15 protein-coding genes are annotated in these 16,343 nt (G+C 69.9%); 12 read left to right on the forward strand and 3 right to left on the reverse strand.

What is annotated here, in order from left to right; translation table 11 throughout:
• Nucleotides 1-4: 4 nt before the first annotated feature.
• The 6 genes from ACFPMG_RS03065 (at nt 5) to ACFPMG_RS03090 (ending at nt 4,598) form a co-directional block, all read left to right on the forward strand.
• Nucleotides 5-703 (forward strand): response regulator, encoded by a 699-nt coding sequence (locus ACFPMG_RS03065; protein WP_376993758.1) that lies wholly within the window; start codon nt 5-7, stop codon nt 701-703.
• A gap of 49 nt (nt 704-752) precedes the next feature.
• On the forward strand, nt 753-2,114 hold the full coding sequence (locus tag ACFPMG_RS03070) for an ATP-binding protein (RefSeq protein WP_376993759.1): 1,362 nt from the start codon (nt 753-755) through the stop codon (nt 2,112-2,114).
• A gap of 19 nt (nt 2,115-2,133) precedes the next feature.
• The gene (locus ACFPMG_RS03075) at nt 2,134-2,466 is read left to right on the forward strand and encodes an HNH endonuclease (protein WP_376993760.1); all 333 of its coding nucleotides are present in this window, start codon (nt 2,134-2,136) and stop codon (nt 2,464-2,466) included.
• A 145-nt stretch (nt 2,467-2,611) separates the two neighbouring features.
• Nucleotides 2,612-3,790: an NAD(P)/FAD-dependent oxidoreductase gene (locus tag ACFPMG_RS03080; RefSeq protein WP_376993761.1), complete on the forward strand. Its 1,179-nt coding sequence runs from the start codon at nt 2,612-2,614 to the stop codon at nt 3,788-3,790.
• Between the two features lie 300 nt (nt 3,791-4,090).
• Nucleotides 4,091-4,246 (forward strand): hypothetical protein, encoded by a 156-nt coding sequence (locus ACFPMG_RS03085; RefSeq protein WP_014197509.1) that lies wholly within the window; start codon nt 4,091-4,093, stop codon nt 4,244-4,246.
• A 100-nt stretch (nt 4,247-4,346) separates the two neighbouring features.
• Entirely contained in the window at nt 4,347-4,598 is a 252-nt protein-coding gene (locus ACFPMG_RS03090; RefSeq protein ID WP_040134425.1) for a hypothetical protein, read from the forward strand.
• A 47-nt stretch (nt 4,599-4,645) separates the two neighbouring features.
• On the opposite strand, the gene ACFPMG_RS03095 is transcribed toward ACFPMG_RS03090, so the two are convergent.
• Together ACFPMG_RS03095 and ACFPMG_RS03100 are read right to left on the reverse strand one after the other, a co-directional pair.
• Nucleotides 4,646-4,786, reverse strand: coding sequence for a hypothetical protein (locus ACFPMG_RS03095; RefSeq protein WP_175428789.1), 141 nt, complete (start codon nt 4,784-4,786; stop codon nt 4,646-4,648).
• A gap of 55 nt (nt 4,787-4,841) precedes the next feature.
• A complete protein-coding gene (locus ACFPMG_RS03100; protein ID WP_376993762.1) occupies nt 4,842-5,276 on the reverse strand; it encodes a DUF983 domain-containing protein in 435 nt (144 codons plus the stop codon).
• Between the two features lie 351 nt (nt 5,277-5,627).
• Between ACFPMG_RS03100 and ACFPMG_RS03105 the strand changes: the two genes are divergently transcribed.
• From ACFPMG_RS03105 to ACFPMG_RS03125, 5 genes are all read left to right on the forward strand, one after another.
• Entirely contained in the window at nt 5,628-5,942 is a 315-nt protein-coding gene (locus tag ACFPMG_RS03105; RefSeq protein WP_040134427.1) for a hypothetical protein, read from the forward strand.
• Between the two features lie 80 nt (nt 5,943-6,022).
• Nucleotides 6,023-11,659 (forward strand): malto-oligosyltrehalose trehalohydrolase, encoded by a 5,637-nt coding sequence (treZ, locus tag ACFPMG_RS03110; RefSeq protein WP_376993763.1) that lies wholly within the window; start codon nt 6,023-6,025, stop codon nt 11,657-11,659.
• 98 nt (nt 11,660-11,757) lie between these two features.
• Nucleotides 11,758-14,526, forward strand: a complete 2,769-nt coding sequence (gene treY, locus ACFPMG_RS03115; RefSeq protein ID WP_376993764.1) for a malto-oligosyltrehalose synthase — start codon at nt 11,758-11,760, stop codon at nt 14,524-14,526.
• Nucleotides 14,527-14,531: 5 nt separating this feature from the next.
• On the forward strand, nt 14,532-15,011 hold the full coding sequence (locus tag ACFPMG_RS03120) for a cupin domain-containing protein (protein ID WP_376993765.1): 480 nt from the start codon (nt 14,532-14,534) through the stop codon (nt 15,009-15,011).
• Between the two features lie 189 nt (nt 15,012-15,200).
• Nucleotides 15,201-15,359, forward strand: coding sequence for a hypothetical protein (locus tag ACFPMG_RS03125; RefSeq protein ID WP_376993766.1), 159 nt, complete (start codon nt 15,201-15,203; stop codon nt 15,357-15,359).
• 65 nt (nt 15,360-15,424) lie between these two features.
• Here ACFPMG_RS03125 and ACFPMG_RS03130 read toward each other — a convergent pair whose 3' ends face one another.
• Nucleotides 15,425-15,901, reverse strand: coding sequence for a response regulator (locus tag ACFPMG_RS03130; protein ID WP_376993767.1), 477 nt, complete (start codon nt 15,899-15,901; stop codon nt 15,425-15,427).
• Nucleotides 15,902-16,114: 213 nt separating this feature from the next.
• Between ACFPMG_RS03130 and ACFPMG_RS03135 the strand changes: the two genes are divergently transcribed.
• On the forward strand, nt 16,115-16,333 hold the full coding sequence (locus ACFPMG_RS03135) for a hypothetical protein (RefSeq protein WP_035683641.1): 219 nt from the start codon (nt 16,115-16,117) through the stop codon (nt 16,331-16,333).
• The last annotated feature ends 10 nt before the right edge of the window (nt 16,334-16,343 follow it).

The raw sequence follows: 16,343 nt of genomic DNA on the forward strand, positions 1-16,343 counted from the left end.
CCCGATGACCGAAGAAGACCAGCCCCACATCCTGGTCGTCGATGACGACACCCGCCTGCGCGAGCTGCTGCGCAAGTATCTCGCCGGCAACGGCTTCCTGGTGGCCACCGCGAAGGACGCCGCGGAGGCGCGGGCCAAGCTGGCCGGGCTCGCCTTCGACCTGCTGGTGCTCGACATCATGATGCCGGGCGAGACCGGGCTGGAGCTGACCGAATCGCTGCGGCGGGAGCGCGACCTGCCCATCCTGCTGCTGACCGCGCGGGGCGAGCCGGACGACCGCATCGCCGGGCTGGAGGCCGGGGCCGACGACTATCTCGCCAAGCCCTTCAACCCGCGCGAGCTGCTGCTGCGCATCAACTCCATCCTGCGCCGCCAGGCCAGCCGCCCGGTAGACCCGGTGCCGCCGCAGCCGGTGAAGCTCGGCCCGATGATCTACCTGCCCGACCGCGACGAGCTGCGGGCGGGCGACGAGGTGGTCCGCCTGACCACGGCGGAGGCCGGGCTGCTGCGCGTGCTCGCCGCCGCCCCCGGCACCATCTTTTCGCGCGAGGAGCTGACGGAGCGCAGCAAGGTCGCCGGCAACGCCCGCACCATCGACGTGCAGGTGACCCGCCTGCGCCGCAAGATCGAACCCGACCCGCGGGAGCCGCGCTACCTCCACACGGTGCGCGGCGAGGGCTATGTGTTGAGGCCGGACCCGTAACGGGGGCCGCCGGAGCACCCAGAGGATCCAGAGCACTAGGACCAGGACCATGACCACCGACACCGCCGCCGCACCGATGCCGATGCCGCGTCGCGAGCAGACGGGGCTGCTGAAGCGGTTCCTGCCGCGCACCCTGTTCGGCCGTTCGCTGCTGATCATCGTCACGCCGGTCATCCTCGCCCAGGCGGTGGCCACCTGGATCTTCTACGACCGGCATTGGGACACCATGACGAACCGGCTGGCCTTCGCGGTGGCCGGCGACATCGCCATGGTCATCGGCATGCTGGAGCACGACCCGACTCCGGAGGGCCGCAACTGGACGCTGGCCGCCACCGCGCGCAGCACCGACCTGATCGTGACGCTGGAGCCCGGCAGCACCCTGCCCGAGCACCCGCAGAAGCTGCGCGGCATGCTGGAGAACACGCTCAGCAAGGCGCTGCACGAGCGGGTGCGGCGGCCCTTCGCCATCAACACCCGGATCACCCGCGAATGGTACGAGATCCGCGTGCAGATGCCCGACGGCGTGCTGTCGGTGATGTCGCCGGAACGCCGCCTGTTCAGCCCGACCAGCTACATCTTCATCCTGTGGATGGTCGGCTCGGCCCTGGTGCTGTTCACCGTCGCCATCATCTTCATGCGCAACCAGATCCGCCCCATCAAGCGGCTGGCCGCCGCCGCGGACGCGCTGGGCAAGGGCCGCGACGTGCGCAACTTCAAGCCGGAGGGCGCGACCGAGGTGCGGCAGGCCGCCGTCGCCTTCCTGCGCATGCGCGAGCGCATCCACCGCCAGATCACCCAGCGGACGGAGATGCTGGCCGGCGTCAGCCACGACCTGCGCACGCCGCTGACCCGCATGAAGCTGGCGCTGGACATGATGGGCGACGGCCCGGAGGTCGACGAGTTGCTGACCGACGTCACCGAGATGGAAACGATGATCGAAGGCTATCTGGCCTTCGCCCGCGGCGAGGGGACGGAGACCGTCCAGCCGACCGACCTGACCCGCATCCTCAACGAGGTGGTCTCCGGCGTCCGCCGCGAGGGGGCGGAGGTGGCCCTGACGGCACCGGACGGGCTGACCCTGCCGCTTCGCCCCAACGCGACCCGGCGCTGCCTTGCCAACCTGCTGTCCAACGCGCGGCGCCACGGCGACCGCATCTGGGTGCGGGCGGAGCGCGAGGACGGCTTCATCGACATCCTGGTCGACGACGACGGGCCGGGTATCCCCCAGGCGTCCCGCGACGACGTGTTCAAGCCCTTCTTTCGCCTGGACAGTTCGCGCAACCAGGCGACCGGCGGCGCCGGACTGGGGCTGACCATCGCCCGCGACGTCGCCCGCAGCCACGGCGGCGACATCACGCTCAGCGACAGCCCCTACGGCGGTCTGCGCGTGCTGATCCGCCTGCCGGTGTGATCTCCCCAGGAGCCCCGCCATGCCCGTCAGCCCCGACGAATACCGCCTCATGGACGTTCAGCAGGGCGGGTGCTGCTTCTATTGCGGGGAGCCGGTGGGGGCCAAGGCGACCTTCGACCATCTGATTCCGCTGGCCTACGGCGGACTCGACGCGGCGCCGAACGTCGTGCTGGCGCACCGCCGCTGCAACCAGCGCAAGGCCGACCGCCTGCCGACGCCGGAGGAGATCGACCGCTTCGTCACCCAGCGCCGCCGCAGCCAACTGGGCGTCTGGCCGCCGCTGCTGGCGCTGCGCGACGCCGAGCCGGGCGACGAATGGATCACCGTCGCCCGCGCCATCGCCGGGTTGTGAGCGCCGGGCCATGAGCGCCGGGCCATGAGCACTGGGCCATGAGCACTGGGCCATGAGCGCCGGACCTCCTGAGCCCTCTTGACGGCGGCCCCGCCTTCTGGCCCGATCACCGGAACGATAAACAAGGTTAATTCGGGAGCGTTCGATGACGGATCGGTACGACGTCGTGATCGTCGGCGGTGGTGTGATGGGCTGCGCGGTCGCCTATTTCCTGGCGAACGACCCCGGCTTCGGCGGCACCGTGGCGGTGGTGGAGCGGGACCCGACCTACCAGCGCGCCTCCTCCGCCCTGTCGGCCAGCTCGATCCGGCAGCAGTTCTCGACCCCGGCGAACATCGCCCTGTCGCAGTTCGGCCTGTCCTTCATCCGCAACGCGACGCAGCATCTGTCCGTGGACGGCGACCCGGTGGATCTCGGCCTGCGCGAGCCGGGCTATCTCTATCTGGCGACCGGGGCCGGGGCGGACATCCTGCGCCGGAACAACGCCATCCAGCTCTCCTGTGGCGCCGACGTCGCCCTGCTGTCGCCGGATGACCTGACCGCCCGCTTCCCCTGGCTGTCGGTGGAGGGGATCGCGCTCGGCTCGCTCGGCCTGTCCGGGGAGGGCTGGTTCGACGGCTACAGCCTGATGCAGGCCTTCCGCCGCAAGGCCAAGGCGTTGGGCGTCGCCATGATCGCCGGCGAGGTTGCGGGCATCGACACCGCCGACGGCAAGGTCACCGCGGTGCGTCTGGCCGACGGGCGGCGGTTGTCCTGCGGGGTGGCGGTCAACGCCGCCGGGCCGCAGGCCCGCCGCGTCGCCACCATGGCCGGGGTCGACTTGCCGGTGGCGGCGCGCAAGCGCTGCGTCTTCGTGTTCGACTGCCGCGAGGAGCTTCCCGGCTGTCCGCTGGTCATCGATCCGTCCGGCGTGTGGTTCCGGCCCGAGGGCAAGCAGTTCATCTGCGGCGCCCCGCCGCCCGCCGACCGCGACCCGGACACCGACGACCTGACGGTCGAGCACGACCTGTTCGAGGAGATGATGTGGCCGGCGCTGGCCGAACGCGTCCCCGCCTTCGAGGCGATCAAGGTCACCAACGCCTGGGCCGGCTTCTACGAATACAACGAGATCGACCAGAACGCCGTCATCGGGCCGCATCCGGAGCTTCGCAACTTCCTGTTCTGCAACGGCTTCAGCGGTCATGGCCTGCAACAGGCGCCGGGCGCCGGGCGCGGGCTGGCGGAGTTGATCACGACCGGCGCCTACCGCAGCCTGAACCTGTCGGCCTTCGCCTACGACCGTCTGGTGGAGAACCGCCCCCTGCTGGAGACCAACGTTATCTGAAGGCATCCCGACCCCTCTCCCGCCCCGGGAGAGGGTGCCCGCGCAGCGGGCTCTCGCGCTGGCTGAAAACCAGCGCTGACGCGGCAGGTGGACCTTTGGTCCGCCGAGAGCGGGTGAGGGTCGAACAAGGATCAAGGCGTTGACCCTCGGCGGCACCCTCACCCTTCCCACGCCACGGGCGTGGGCCCCTTCCCTCTCCCGGGGCGGGAGAGGGGATTGGCAGCGGACGATTTTGGGGAACGGGCGCGAGCCTGACCGGTTGATGGGGTGACCATTCCGAACGGAGCATGAGGCCCCGCAATGAAGCAGCCCCACACCGAAGAGACCGTCAAGCACACCGACGACCAGCAGAACACCGGCAACCACAAGAAGCCGGACGCCCCCGACGCCAAGGGCGCCGACCGTTTCGGCGGCACCCGCAAGGGCGCGGAGAATGTGGAGCCGACCAAGGACTGACGCTGGGGACTGATCCCGGCCCGAAGGGCTTGCACCGGCGGGGGCGGACGTGCCACATCCCCTGGAGCGTCCATCCCCAATCCGGCCGGGAGCCTCTCCCATGGCTCACGCCATGTTCAAACGCTACAAGGTCCTGTTCACCCGCCCCTTGCCCGGCTTGCGTCCGGGCCGGCCCGAGCGCGACGCCATGGTGGAGCGGCTCAAGCGCTTCGCCAGCCAGAACGGCATGGCTGGCGACCTTCACGCGATCGCGCCCAACGCCGGCTTCGGCATCCTGGAAATCCAGTGCACGGACAAGCTGGCCCGCCGCCTGAGCGACCTGTCCGAGGTCGAGTCCGTCCTGGAAGCGTAAGTCCTGTCCGATGCCTTGCGATGGCGGCCGCTGTTTTCGGCGGGCGCTTACGATGCGTTGGCTTCGTTGTCCTTCTTCGCTTTCTCCTGCTTCGCCTTATCGTGATGCCACTTGATGGCGAAGAACATGCCCGTTCCCAACACGATAATTTTGAATGGGAAGAAGACCAAAGGGAACCAGTCGTACATTTTGAACATCTCCAGGCTATGACACCACCCATCGTCAAGGATCACCTGACGACCGTCAGGTCGATCGCGTGACTTTGTCTGCGGATGGGGCCACGGGCGGCTGAGTTGGCGGGTCTGCAACGAAACGGGCTTCTTCGGCCTTGTAGACGTACTGGCTGGCCACCAACCACCCCTTCAACGGCCGTAAGGGCGGCACACAGGTCAGCAACAGGAACGGCAGGGTCGTGACGAGGTGCACCCAGTAAGGGGCCTCGAACTTTACCTCGATCCAGAGCGCCAGGATGACCGTGGGAATGGAGGCGAAGCAGATGACGAAGAAGGCAGGGCCGTCGGCCGGATCGGCGTAGGAGTGGTCCAGACCGCAGACCTCGCAGTGGGAGCGCAGCGCCAGGAAGCCGTTGAACAGATGACCCTGGCCGCAGCGTGGGCAGCGACCACGCGCGCCGGTGCTGAATGGGGGAAGAGGCGGCCACTCCTGTTCGGATGACATCACGTGTTCCTTCGGGGGCAATGGCAAGCAATGCCTGCATGCAATGCGTGATCGTATGCACCATCAAGGCTGACAATGTCAATTTGAATGCATCCAATACGCCGCCGAAATTCATACAAAATGGGAGACGCGGCCGGGGACAAGGCTAACGGCTGTGCGCCGCTTCAGGCCTGCCTTTGCCTTCCCAGCCGTCAGACAGGTTTCAGGCTCCCTCTCCCCTCCGGGCTGGAATTTGGGAAGCGCAAGCGCCCTCTACCTCCCGTTCAGTTGACGGGACATCGGCTTGCGGCGGCGGCACAACGGGCCATCTTCAGTGTTTCAAAGCACAGATGCCGTCAGGAGCGTGCCTACATGAATCCCCGGTTGCTCGCCGAGGTGCTGGAACCCGTGCTGAACGCCGCGGAGAAGGACGACGCGGCGATGCTCGACGCCGTGAATCTGTCGGCGGAGGCGCTGGCCGCGCTCGGTGCGGTCATCCTCGACCGCGAGGGGCGCCCGGCCGATGGCGTGTCCGACGAACGCGCGGTGGTCGCCGCGCTCAACACCCACGCCCACACGCTGATGCAGTGCGGGCGGCTCGACGACGTGGTCGAAGCGTTGCAACTGGCCGAACGGATCGGCCGGCTGGGCCGCCTGCCCCACCATCCGCGCATGTCCGACGGCTAGCCACCTACGGTTAGGCGGGAGGAACACCGAACCGCCCCGGTTGTTGTGCGAGCCGTGCCGCCCAACAGGGGAGACGTGTCTTGTCGACAGCGCCCAAATCGAACGCTTTTTCCGGCCCCATCGAGGGCGAGGCCCTGTCCCTGCTTCAGGACAAACTGCTTCCCGGCTTCCTGACCGGACGGCGTTGGTACGCCGCAAAGGACGCCGGCACGCCCACCGTGCACATCGTCGATGCGCTGCCGCTTCCGCTGGCCTCCGGTTCCGCCCAGCTCTGCCTGTTGCGGGTCGAGGCACCGGGGCGCGAGCCGCAGCTCTACCAGCTTCCCCTGGTGCTCAACCGCGACGGCAAGGCCGATACCGCTGACCCCTTCTCCATCGCCGGCCCCGAGGCGCTCCCCTGGACAGGCAGCCTGCGCGACGGCTACGGCGACGAGGAGGTGGTTCGCGCCCTGCTCGACGGCATCCGCAAGGGCGGCGAGAACGGCGGCCTGCGCTATGGCCGCAGCCGCGCCTTTGACGCCGTGAAAAACGCGCTGGGCAATGGTGCCGCGCTGCGCTGGACGGGGGCGGAGCAATCCAACACCTCCGTCCGCGTCGGCGACGCGGCGATCCTGAAGGGGCTGCGCAAGCTGGAATCCGGCACCCATCCGGAGCTGGAGGTCGGGCGCTTCCTGACCGAGGTCGCCAACTTCCGCAACACCCCCGCGCTGCTCGGCTGGGTGGAGCGCACGGGCGACGGCGAGGCCGCCACCCTGTGCATCCTGCAGGAGCTGGTCCCCGACGCCCGCGACGCCTGGAGCCACGTCACCGCCTGCTTGACGGAGCGCGTCGAACGCTTCGACGACAAGGCGGACGACGTCGCCCTGATGACCTTCATGCGCCGGCTGGGCCGTCGCACGGCGGAGATGCACCGGGCGCTCGCCACCCCCGGCGGTGGCGACGCCTTCACGCCCGAACCGGTGACTCCGGCCATGCTGACGGGCTGGGCGGACGGGGTGCGCACCCTCGCCCGCCGCGTGCTGGGCCAGCTGCGCGAAGCCGCCCCGCGGCTGGACGCCGACCTCGCTCCCTACGCCGCGTCGCTGGCCGACAGCGAGGCGACGGTGATGCGGCAGATCGCGACGCTGACGCCACCGCACGGCACCTTCCACGCCATGCGCCTGCACGGCGACTATCACCTGGGGCAGGTGCTGGCCGGCAAGGACGACCTGTTCATTGTCGATTTCGAGGGCGAGCCGATGCGCCCGCTGGCCGAACGGCGGGCCAAGCACTGCATCCTGCGCGACGTGGCGGGGATGCTGCGCTCCATCACCTACGCCGCCGCCGGGGCGCGGGCCGCCCTGCCCGGCGACCTGGACGAGACGGCGCGCGGCGCCCGCACCGCCTGGCTGAACTGGTGGGAGGGCGAGGCGGCGGCCGCCTTCGTCGCCGGCTACCGCGAGTCTATCGGGGATTGCCCCGGCTGGCCCACCGACGCGGCCACCGCCACGCAGCTTTTGAAACTCTTCCTGCTGGAGAAGGCGCTCTACGAGATCGGCTACGAGCTGGCGAACCGGCCCGACTGGCTGGCCATCCCGCTGGCCGGGGCCATCGGCATCCTGGGCGCCGACGCCGGGCCGGAGGTCGCCGACCGCGCGTCCGGCCCGGTCGGGCTGGCCGCCCCCGGCGCCACCCGCCTCGGCGAGGCGCGGGCCCACGCCATGCCCTTCGGCGCACAGGTGCAGCCCGACGGCTCCGTCCGCTTCACCCTGTGGGCGCCGGGGACCGAGCAGGTCTCGCTGTGGCTGGAGGACACCCAGGCCCTGCTGCCGATGGTGCGGCGGGCCGACGGCTGGTTCGAATGGACCACCGCCCAAGCCCAGGCGGGCAGCCGCTACCAGTTCGAGCTTCCGGACGGGCTGCGCGTGCCCGACCCGGCCTCCCGCCACCAGCCCGACGACGTGCACGGGCCGAGCGAGGTGATCGACCCCACCGTCTTCCGCTGGTCCGACGCCGCCTGGACCGGCCGCCCCTGGCACGAGACGGTGCTGTACGAGCTGCATGTCGGCACCTTTACCGAGGAAGGCACCTTCCGCGCCGCCATCGACAAGCTCGACCACCTCGTGGAACTGGGCGTCACCGCCATCGAACTGCTGCCGGTGGCCGATTTCCCCGGCGCCCGCAACTGGGGCTATGACGGGGTGCTGCCCTACGCTCCGGACGCCGCCTATGGCCGCCCGGAGGATCTGAAGGCGCTGGTCGACGCCGCCCACGCCAAGGGGCTGATGGTCTTCCTCGACGTCGTCTACAACCATTTCGGGCCGGACGGGAACTACCTCCACGCCTACGCCAAGGCCTTCTTCACCGACCGGCACAAGACGCCCTGGGGCGACGCCATCAACGTGGACGGGCCGCGCAACGCCACGGTGCGCGACTACTTCATCCACAACGCGCTCTATTGGATCGAGGAGTTCCACATGGACGGGCTGCGCTTCGACGCGGTCCACGCCATCCTCGACGACAGCGACAAGCTGTTCCTTCAGGAGCTGGCGGAGCGCGTGCAGGACGCCGTGCGCTGCCGCCGCCACGTCCATCTCGTTCTGGAGAACGACGAGAACGAGGCCCACCTGCTGGAACGTCATCCGGAAGGCGACCCGCGCTGGCACACCGCGCAGTGGAACGACGACCTGCACCACTGCCTGCACGTCTGGGCGTCCGGCGAGGACGCCGGCTATTACGCCGACTACGCCGGCGACGCGGTGAAGCTGGCCCGCGCCATGGCCGAGGGCTTCGCCTTCCAGGGCCACGCCTCCTCCTACCGCGGCGGCGAGGCGCGCGGCGAACCCTCCGCGCATCTGCCGCCGACCGCCTTCGTCACCTTCATCCAGAACCACGACCAGATCGGCAACCGCGCCTTCGGGGACCGCATCACCCGCTTCTCCCGGCCCGAGGCGGTGCGGGCGGCGACCTCGCTCTATCTGCTCGGGCCGGGCATCCCGATGCTGTTCATGGGCGAGGAATGGGCCTCCGACCGCCCCTTCCCCTTCTTCTGCGACTTCGCCGACGAGCTGGCCGAGGCGGTCCGCAACGGCCGGCGGGAGGAGTTTGCCAAGTTCCCCGAATTCCAGGACCCGAAGGTGCGCGACCGCATCCCCGACCCGACCGCGCCGGAAACCTTCCAGTCGGCCAAGCTCGATTGGGACGACCGCGACACCGGCGCGCATGGGGAGTGGCTGGACTGGTACCGCCGCATCCTGGCGGTGCGCCGCAAGGAGATCGCGCCGCGGCTGGAAAACGCGCCCGGCGGTGCCGCCGCCCACGAGGTGATCGACGGACGGGGCATCCGCGTCTCCTGGCGGCTGGGCGACGGCAGCCACCTGCATCTGCTCGCCAACCTGTCCGAGGCGCCGGTGGAGGGCATGGGCGAGGCCGTGGGCCGCGTCCTGTGGACCGAGGGCGACGGGCTCGACGGTGGAACCATGGCGCCGCTGTCCGTCCTGTGGACCATCGAGGAGACGACGGCGCTCGACCGGCTCGGCGAGCGGATGGGGATCGAGACGCACTACACCGGCGCCTCGGGCGAGACCGTCCAGGCCTCGGAGGGCACCATCCGCGCTCTGCTCGCCGCCATGGAGGTCGACGCCGACGACCCGGAACAGGCGCTGGCGGCGCTGGAGCGGCGCGAGTTGGCCCGCCCCCTGCCGCCGGTGGCGGTGCTGCGCATCGACCGCCCGCCTTTCTCCGTCACCGTCACCCTGCCGGAAGGCAGCGGGACGCTGCGCTGGACCTTGACGCTGGAGGGCGGGGGCGACCGCAGCGGCGAGGCCGATTTCACCGACCTGCCGTTGGTCCGCAAGGCGGGCGTGGGTGAGCAGCGCTTCGAGGTGCGCCGCCTCGACCTCGGCGCGGCTCCGGCGCCCGGCTATCACCGGCTGCGGCTGGACGTGGAGGGTCTACGGGCGGAGCATCCCGGCCTGGAAACAACGGTCATCGCCGCCCCCGCCACCTGCCATCTGCCCGCCCCGCTCCAGATGGGCGAACGGATCTGGGGCCTGTCGGTGCAGCTCTACGCCCTGCGCTGCGCCGGGGATTGGGGGATCGGCGACTTCGGCGACCTCGTCAACGTCGCGGAGATGGCGGCGGCGCGCGGGGCGGGCATCGTCGGGCTGAACCCGCTGCACGCCCTGTTCCTCGACCAGCCCGATCAGGCCAGCCCCTATTCCCCGGCCAGCCGGCTGTTCCTCAACCCGCTCTACATCGACGTGCTGGCGGTGCCGGAGCTGATGGGCTGCCCCGAGACCCGCGACCTGATCGCGGATGAGAGCTTTCTCGGCGCGGTGCAGGCGGCGGGGGCCGCCCCGCTGGTCAATTACGCCGCCGTCGCGGCACTGAAGCTGCCGGTCCTGGAACGGCTGTTCGCCCATTTCCAGACCGAAGGCAGCGAGGAGCGGCGTCGGGCGCTCGCCGCCTTCCGGGCCGAACTGGGCGAGGGGCTCGACCGCTTCTGCACCTTCCAGGCCCTGCGCGAGCGTTTCGCCAAGGACGGCACGCCCGACTGGCGCCGCTGGCCGGAGGAGTATCGGGACGCCACTTCCCCCGCCGTCCGCCGCTTCGCCGAGGAGCAGCGGGAGCGCATCGACTTCTTCGTCTGGCTGCAATGGCTGGCCGATAGCCAGTTGCAGGCGGCGGCGGAGCGGGCGCGGGAGCGCGGCATGGCCGTCGGCTTCTTCCGCGACCTCGCGGTCGGGGCGGACAGCGGCGGGGCGGAGACCTGGGCCGACCCGCATGTGGTGGTGGCGCAGGCCCATGTCGGCGCCCCGCCCGACCTGTTCAATCCGGCCGGCCAGGACTGGGGCCTGCCGCCCTTCCACCCCCACGCTCTGCGCGAGGGCGGCTACGCCCGCTTCATCGAGCTTCTTCGCGCCAACATGCGCCACGCCGGGGCGCTGCGCATCGACCACGCCATGGCGCTCCAGCACGTCTACTGGATACCGGAGGGGCACCCGCCCTCCGAAGGGGCCTACGTCGCCTACCCGATGGACGACCTCCTCGGAATCCTGGCCCTGGAGAGCCAGCGCAACCGTTGCCTCGTCGTCGGCGAGGATCTGGGCACCGTGCCCGAGGGATTCCGCGAGCGCATGGCGGAGGCGGGTGTCCTGAGTTACCGGGTGATGTTCTTCGAATGGACCGAGGACGGCGGGTTCCGCGGCCCCGACGACTATCCCTATACGGCGCTCGCCACGGTGGGCAGCCACGACCTCGCCACTCTGCGCGGCTGGTGGGAGGGGCACGACATCACGCTGAAGGAGGAGCGCGGCCTGTATCCGGCGGAGGGTGAGGCGGAGCGCCAGCGCGACCGCCGCAAGGCCGAACGCGCCCGCCTGCTGGAAGCGCTCGCCGACGCCTTCCTGCCCCTGCCCGCCAGCTTCGGCCCCGACAGCCCCTACAGCGAGGCGCTCGGCCACGCGGTGCACGCCTTCCTGGCCCGCACCGGCTCGGCCATCGCCATGGTCCAGATGGACGACCTGACCGCCGAGCTGGAGCAGGTGAACCTGCCCGGCACGGTGGACCAGTACCCCAATTGGCGCCGCAAGCTGCACCTCGCGCTGGAGGACATGGCCGACTGCCCGCAGGCCGGCGCCATCGCCGCCATCATGGCCGCCGCCCGGCCCGCGGCGGTGGCGGACGGGAAGAAGCCAGAAAGCCCCCTCTCCCCTCCGGGGAGAGGGTTGGGGTGAGGGGGTCCCGCAACTCCCGAACGTCCGGCACACGCGCAACCCCCTCACCCTCCCCTCTCCCCAGAGGGGAGAGGGAACACCCATCAGGAGACCAACCCATGGCGGCGGACGCCGATAAGCCGATCCCCCTGGCCACCTACCGCGTGCAGTTGCGCGCCGAGTTCGGCTTCGACCGCACCGCCGGAATCGCCGACTACATGGCGCGGCTGGGCGTCAGCCACCTCTACGCCTCGCCCTACATGAAGGCGCGGCCGGGCAGCACCCACGGCTATGACATCGTCGACCACAACGCCCTGAACCCGGAGCTGGGCAGCGAGGAGTCCTTCCACGCCATGGTCGAGGCGCTGAAGCGCAACGGGCTCGGCCAGATCCTCGACTTCGTGCCGAACCACATGGGCGTCGGCGGGTCGGACAACGGCTGGTGGCTGGACGTGCTGGAGTGGGGGCCGGACAGCCCCTACGCTGGCTATTTCGACATCGAGTGGGAGCCCGACCGCCGTTACCTGCACGGCAAGGTGCTGGTGCCGCTGCTCGGCGACCAGTTCGGCGCCGTTCTGGAATCCGGCGGGCTGGAGTTGCGCTTCGACAAGGACGCGGGCGGCTTCGCCGTCTGGGCCTACGATACCCACAAGCTGCCCATCCGGCCCGCCGACTATGGCACGATCCTCGGCGACGACCATCCCGATCTGGAGCGCATCGGCGACGCCTTCCGCCACCTCGATCAGGTGCGCCCTCACCAGATCCGCCGCGCTAACGCCCTCAAGGCCGAGCTGGCCGCGCTGGTCTCCGAGAAGCCCGATGTCGCCGAGGCCGTGGAGCGCCGGCTGAAGCGCTTCCGCGGCGCGGAGGGCGAGCCGGAGAGCTGGCGCCGCCTGACCGACCTGATCGCCGCCCAGAACTGGCGCGCCGCCTATTTCAAGGTGGCGGCGGACGACATCAACTACCGCCGCTTCTTCAACATCAACGAACTCGCCGGCCTGCGCATGGAGGAGCGGGAACTGTTCGACGTCGCCCACCGGCTGGCCTTCAAGCTGGTCGACGACGGCACGCTGGACGGGCTGCGCATCGACCACATCGACGGCCTCTACGACCCCAAGGGCTATTGCGAGCGGCTGGCCCAGGCGACCGAGCGGCCCTTCTATCTGGTGGTCGAAAAGATCCTGGCCCGCCACGAGCGGCTTCGCGAGGACTGGCCGATCGACGGCACCACCGGCTACGAGTTCGCCAACCTGATGGGCGGCCTGTTCGTCGATCCGCGGGGAGAGGAGGCCTTCACCCGCCTCTATGCCGACTTCACCGGGCGGCGCGAGAGCTTCGACGAGGTGGTGCGGACGAGCAAGATCCGCATCATGGACAGCGAGATGGCCAGCGAGCTTCACGTGCTGGCCCGGCAGGCCTCGCGCATCGCCCGCGCCAACCCGCGCACCGCCGACTTCACCGCCAACATCCTGCATCAGGCGCTGAAGGAGACCATCGCCCGCTTCCCGGTCTACCGCACCTATGTGGACTGGCGCGGCGTCAGCGAGCTGGACCGGCGGAGCATCGACTGGGCGATCACCCAGGCGCGCAAGGCCGACCCGAACACCGACGGCTCAGCCTATGATTTCCTGCACAGGCTGCTGACCACCGATCTGGTGGCCCAACCGCGCAGCGGCTACAGCCGCCAGCAGGTGTTGCGCTTCGCCATGCGCTTCCAGCAGTACAGCGGCCCGGTGATGGCCAAGGGGCTGGAGGACACCGCCTTCTACCGCTACAACCGGCTGGCCGCGCTGAACGAGGTGGGCGGACACCCGGAGCATTTCGGGGTCGGCACCGCCAACTTTCACCACGCCAACGCGGAGCGGGCGGAGCGCTGGCCGCACGCCATGCTGGGCAGCACCACCCACGACACCAAGCGCGGCGAGGACACCCGCGCCCGCCTCTACGCCCTGTCGGAGATGCCGGAGGAGTGGGAGCGGCAGATCCAGACCTGGAGCCGCCTGCTGCGCGCCCGCCGCGGCGACGTGGAGGGCACCGCCCCGCCCGACCGCAACGACGAGTATCTGTTCTATCAACTCCTCGTCGGCGCTTGGCCGGCGGAGCTGACCGGGGCGGACCCCGCCAGCCTCGACCCGCAGGCGATGACCGAGTTCGCGGAGCGCCTCGCCGGCGCCATGACCAAGTCGATGCGCGAGGCCAAGGTCCACAGCACCTGGGCGTCTCCCAACGAGGCCTACGAAAGCGCCATGACCAGCTTCGTCCACGACGCGCTGGACGTGACGCGCAGCACCGCCTTCTTCGACGCCTTCCTGCCCTTCCAAGCGCGGCTTGCCCGCATCGGCATGGTCAACGGGCTGACCCAGACCCTGCTGAAGCTGACCAGCCCCGGCGTGCCGGACATTTACCAGGGCTGCGAGCTGTGGAACTTCAGCCTCGTCGATCCCGACAACCGGCGCCCGGTGGACTACGACACCCGCCGCCGCCTGCTCGACGAGGTCGAAGGGGCGGAGATCGGCAGCTTGCTGAACCGCTGGCAGGACGGCGCGGTGAAGCTCTCCCTGACCCGGCGCGCCCTGGCCCTGCGGACGGCCATGCCCGACCTGTTCGCCAAGGGCGAGTATCTGCCGCTGGATGCGACGGGCGAGCGGGCGGAGCATGTGGTGGCCTTCGCCCGGCGGCTGGGCGACGACACCGTCGTGGTCGCCGCCCCGCGTCTGGTGGGGGCGCTGGGCGAGGCTCCGGACTGGGGCGACACCTCCGTCCCGCTGCCGCGCGGGCAGCGCTGGCGCAACGCGCTGACCGACGGGACGCTGGAGGCTGCGGACGCGGTGACCGCCGCCGACCTGTTCCGGGACTTCCCCGTCGCCCTGCTGGTGCGGGAGGGGTGAGTTCCATGGACCGCAACCCGCCGCCGCGCCGCGCGCTCGTTCCCATCGACCAGCGCCTGATCGGGAGCGATCCCGGCAAGCCTGCCGTCTTCGGGACCGTGCTGTCCGGCGACCCTCGGGAAAGTTTCCTGAATCTCTACGACGGCGGCGGGGGGCGGTTCGCCTGCGGGGTCTGGCAATGCACGCCGGGCACCATCGCTATGGCCGACTGGCCCTACGAGGAGTTCTGCGTCCTGCTGGCCGGGCGGGTGGTCATCACCCCCCGGGACGGCGCGCCGCAGGAGCATGGGCAGGGTGACGCCTTCGTCATTCCCAGGGGCTTCACCGGCGTCTGGGAGGTGCGGGAGACGATCCGCAAATATTACGCGATCGAGAAGCCGCTCGGTCCCCGCGCCGCCGTGGGGCGGATGCTGCGTGCCCCGCTGTGGCTGGCCCGGCGGCTGTTGCGGCGGGGCGAGCCGGCGCTTGTCCGCGGGGGCTTCTAAACGAGAACCCTGACAGGGCTGCCTCACAAAATACCCGATTTCTTCTGTCAGGATTGATCGAATCCCTCCGCCACGCGTTATTCCGATGGACAGGTGCCCGAACCGGGAAACGAGAGGCGCCTCATCGGACCATTCCTGCACGACGGCCTGCACCACGGGACGCGACCACAGACGGACGGGAGACAAGTCATGAGCGATCATCGCCAATGGGTCGAGCTGGACCCCAGCAACGGCTCCGAAAACACCAAGCCACAGGACGGGCAATCCGCCGCGGCCCCTGCGCAGAACTCCGCGCAGCCGGCGGAAGCCCCTGCGCCGGGCGGCCCGGACGAGTCTCCGGACCGCTGACCGACAGTCATTTTCCAAGGGTACTTTTTAAAGCATCGGAAAACGGCAGGGCGGGCCTCAGTGCCTCAGCCCTGCCGCCGCATAGGCTGCTGTACGGGTTGCGGCGCCGATTGCGGCGCGGCGGCGGACGCACGGTCGGGCCGCCCGAACAGTTCCAGCGCCGGCGGAATGGAGGACGGGCGCAGGCCCGCCAGGATTTCCCCGACAGCCCCGACCGCATCGACGAGCGCGTCGGGCATCACCGGCTTGCGCAGCAGGCCGACCGCGAAATCGCGCGCCTCCTCGCCGCGGTGGTCGAAACCGGTGATCAGCAGGGAGGGGATGTTGTGCTCCTCCCACAGCTTGCGGGCCAGCGTCAGCCCGTTCTCACCTCCGGCCAGATAGACGTCCACCAGGGCAAGATCCGGCTGTTCCCGGACCCCCAGCCGCGTCGCCTTGGCGGCGTCGCGCAGAGGGCCGACGACCGTGTATCCGGCATTCTCCATCACGGCCTTGATGGCGGGCCCGATCAACGGGTCGTCTTCGACGACGAGCAACTTCACGGCATCTGTTCCTTGTTGGCGGACGGCACGGACCGACGTGGCCCGCAGCGCCCATGTTTGTCGATGCGGTGCATCAATCAAGGGGCTGATTGCGCGCAATGAGCGAGCCGGCGCGGGACCGAACGGGCAGTGCCATAGGGAGAAGCGAACCCGCAGCCCACTTTGCGTGTTTGAGACAGTCCAAGCGTGATGCAACCTCCGTGGGAGTCCTGCATGAAGTTCATCGAATTCACCGACCGCGCCGGGGCACCGGTCCTGATCAACGCTGCGGGAGTTCTCTACCTGCGCGGCACCGAAGGGGAGCGGACCGAGATCACTTTCGCCGGACGCTCCGAACCGCTGGTGGTCGCCGCCCCGCTGGACGAGGTGGCCCGGACGCTGGAAGACGCCACGCCGATACCGCCCGACCCCACCCTGGCGCTCGTCTCCTGATGGGCCGGCC

Origin of the sequence: Azospirillum himalayense, assembly GCF_042657465.1 — a bacterium.
GTDB classification, from domain to species: Bacteria; Pseudomonadota; Alphaproteobacteria; order Azospirillales; family Azospirillaceae; genus Azospirillum; species Azospirillum himalayense.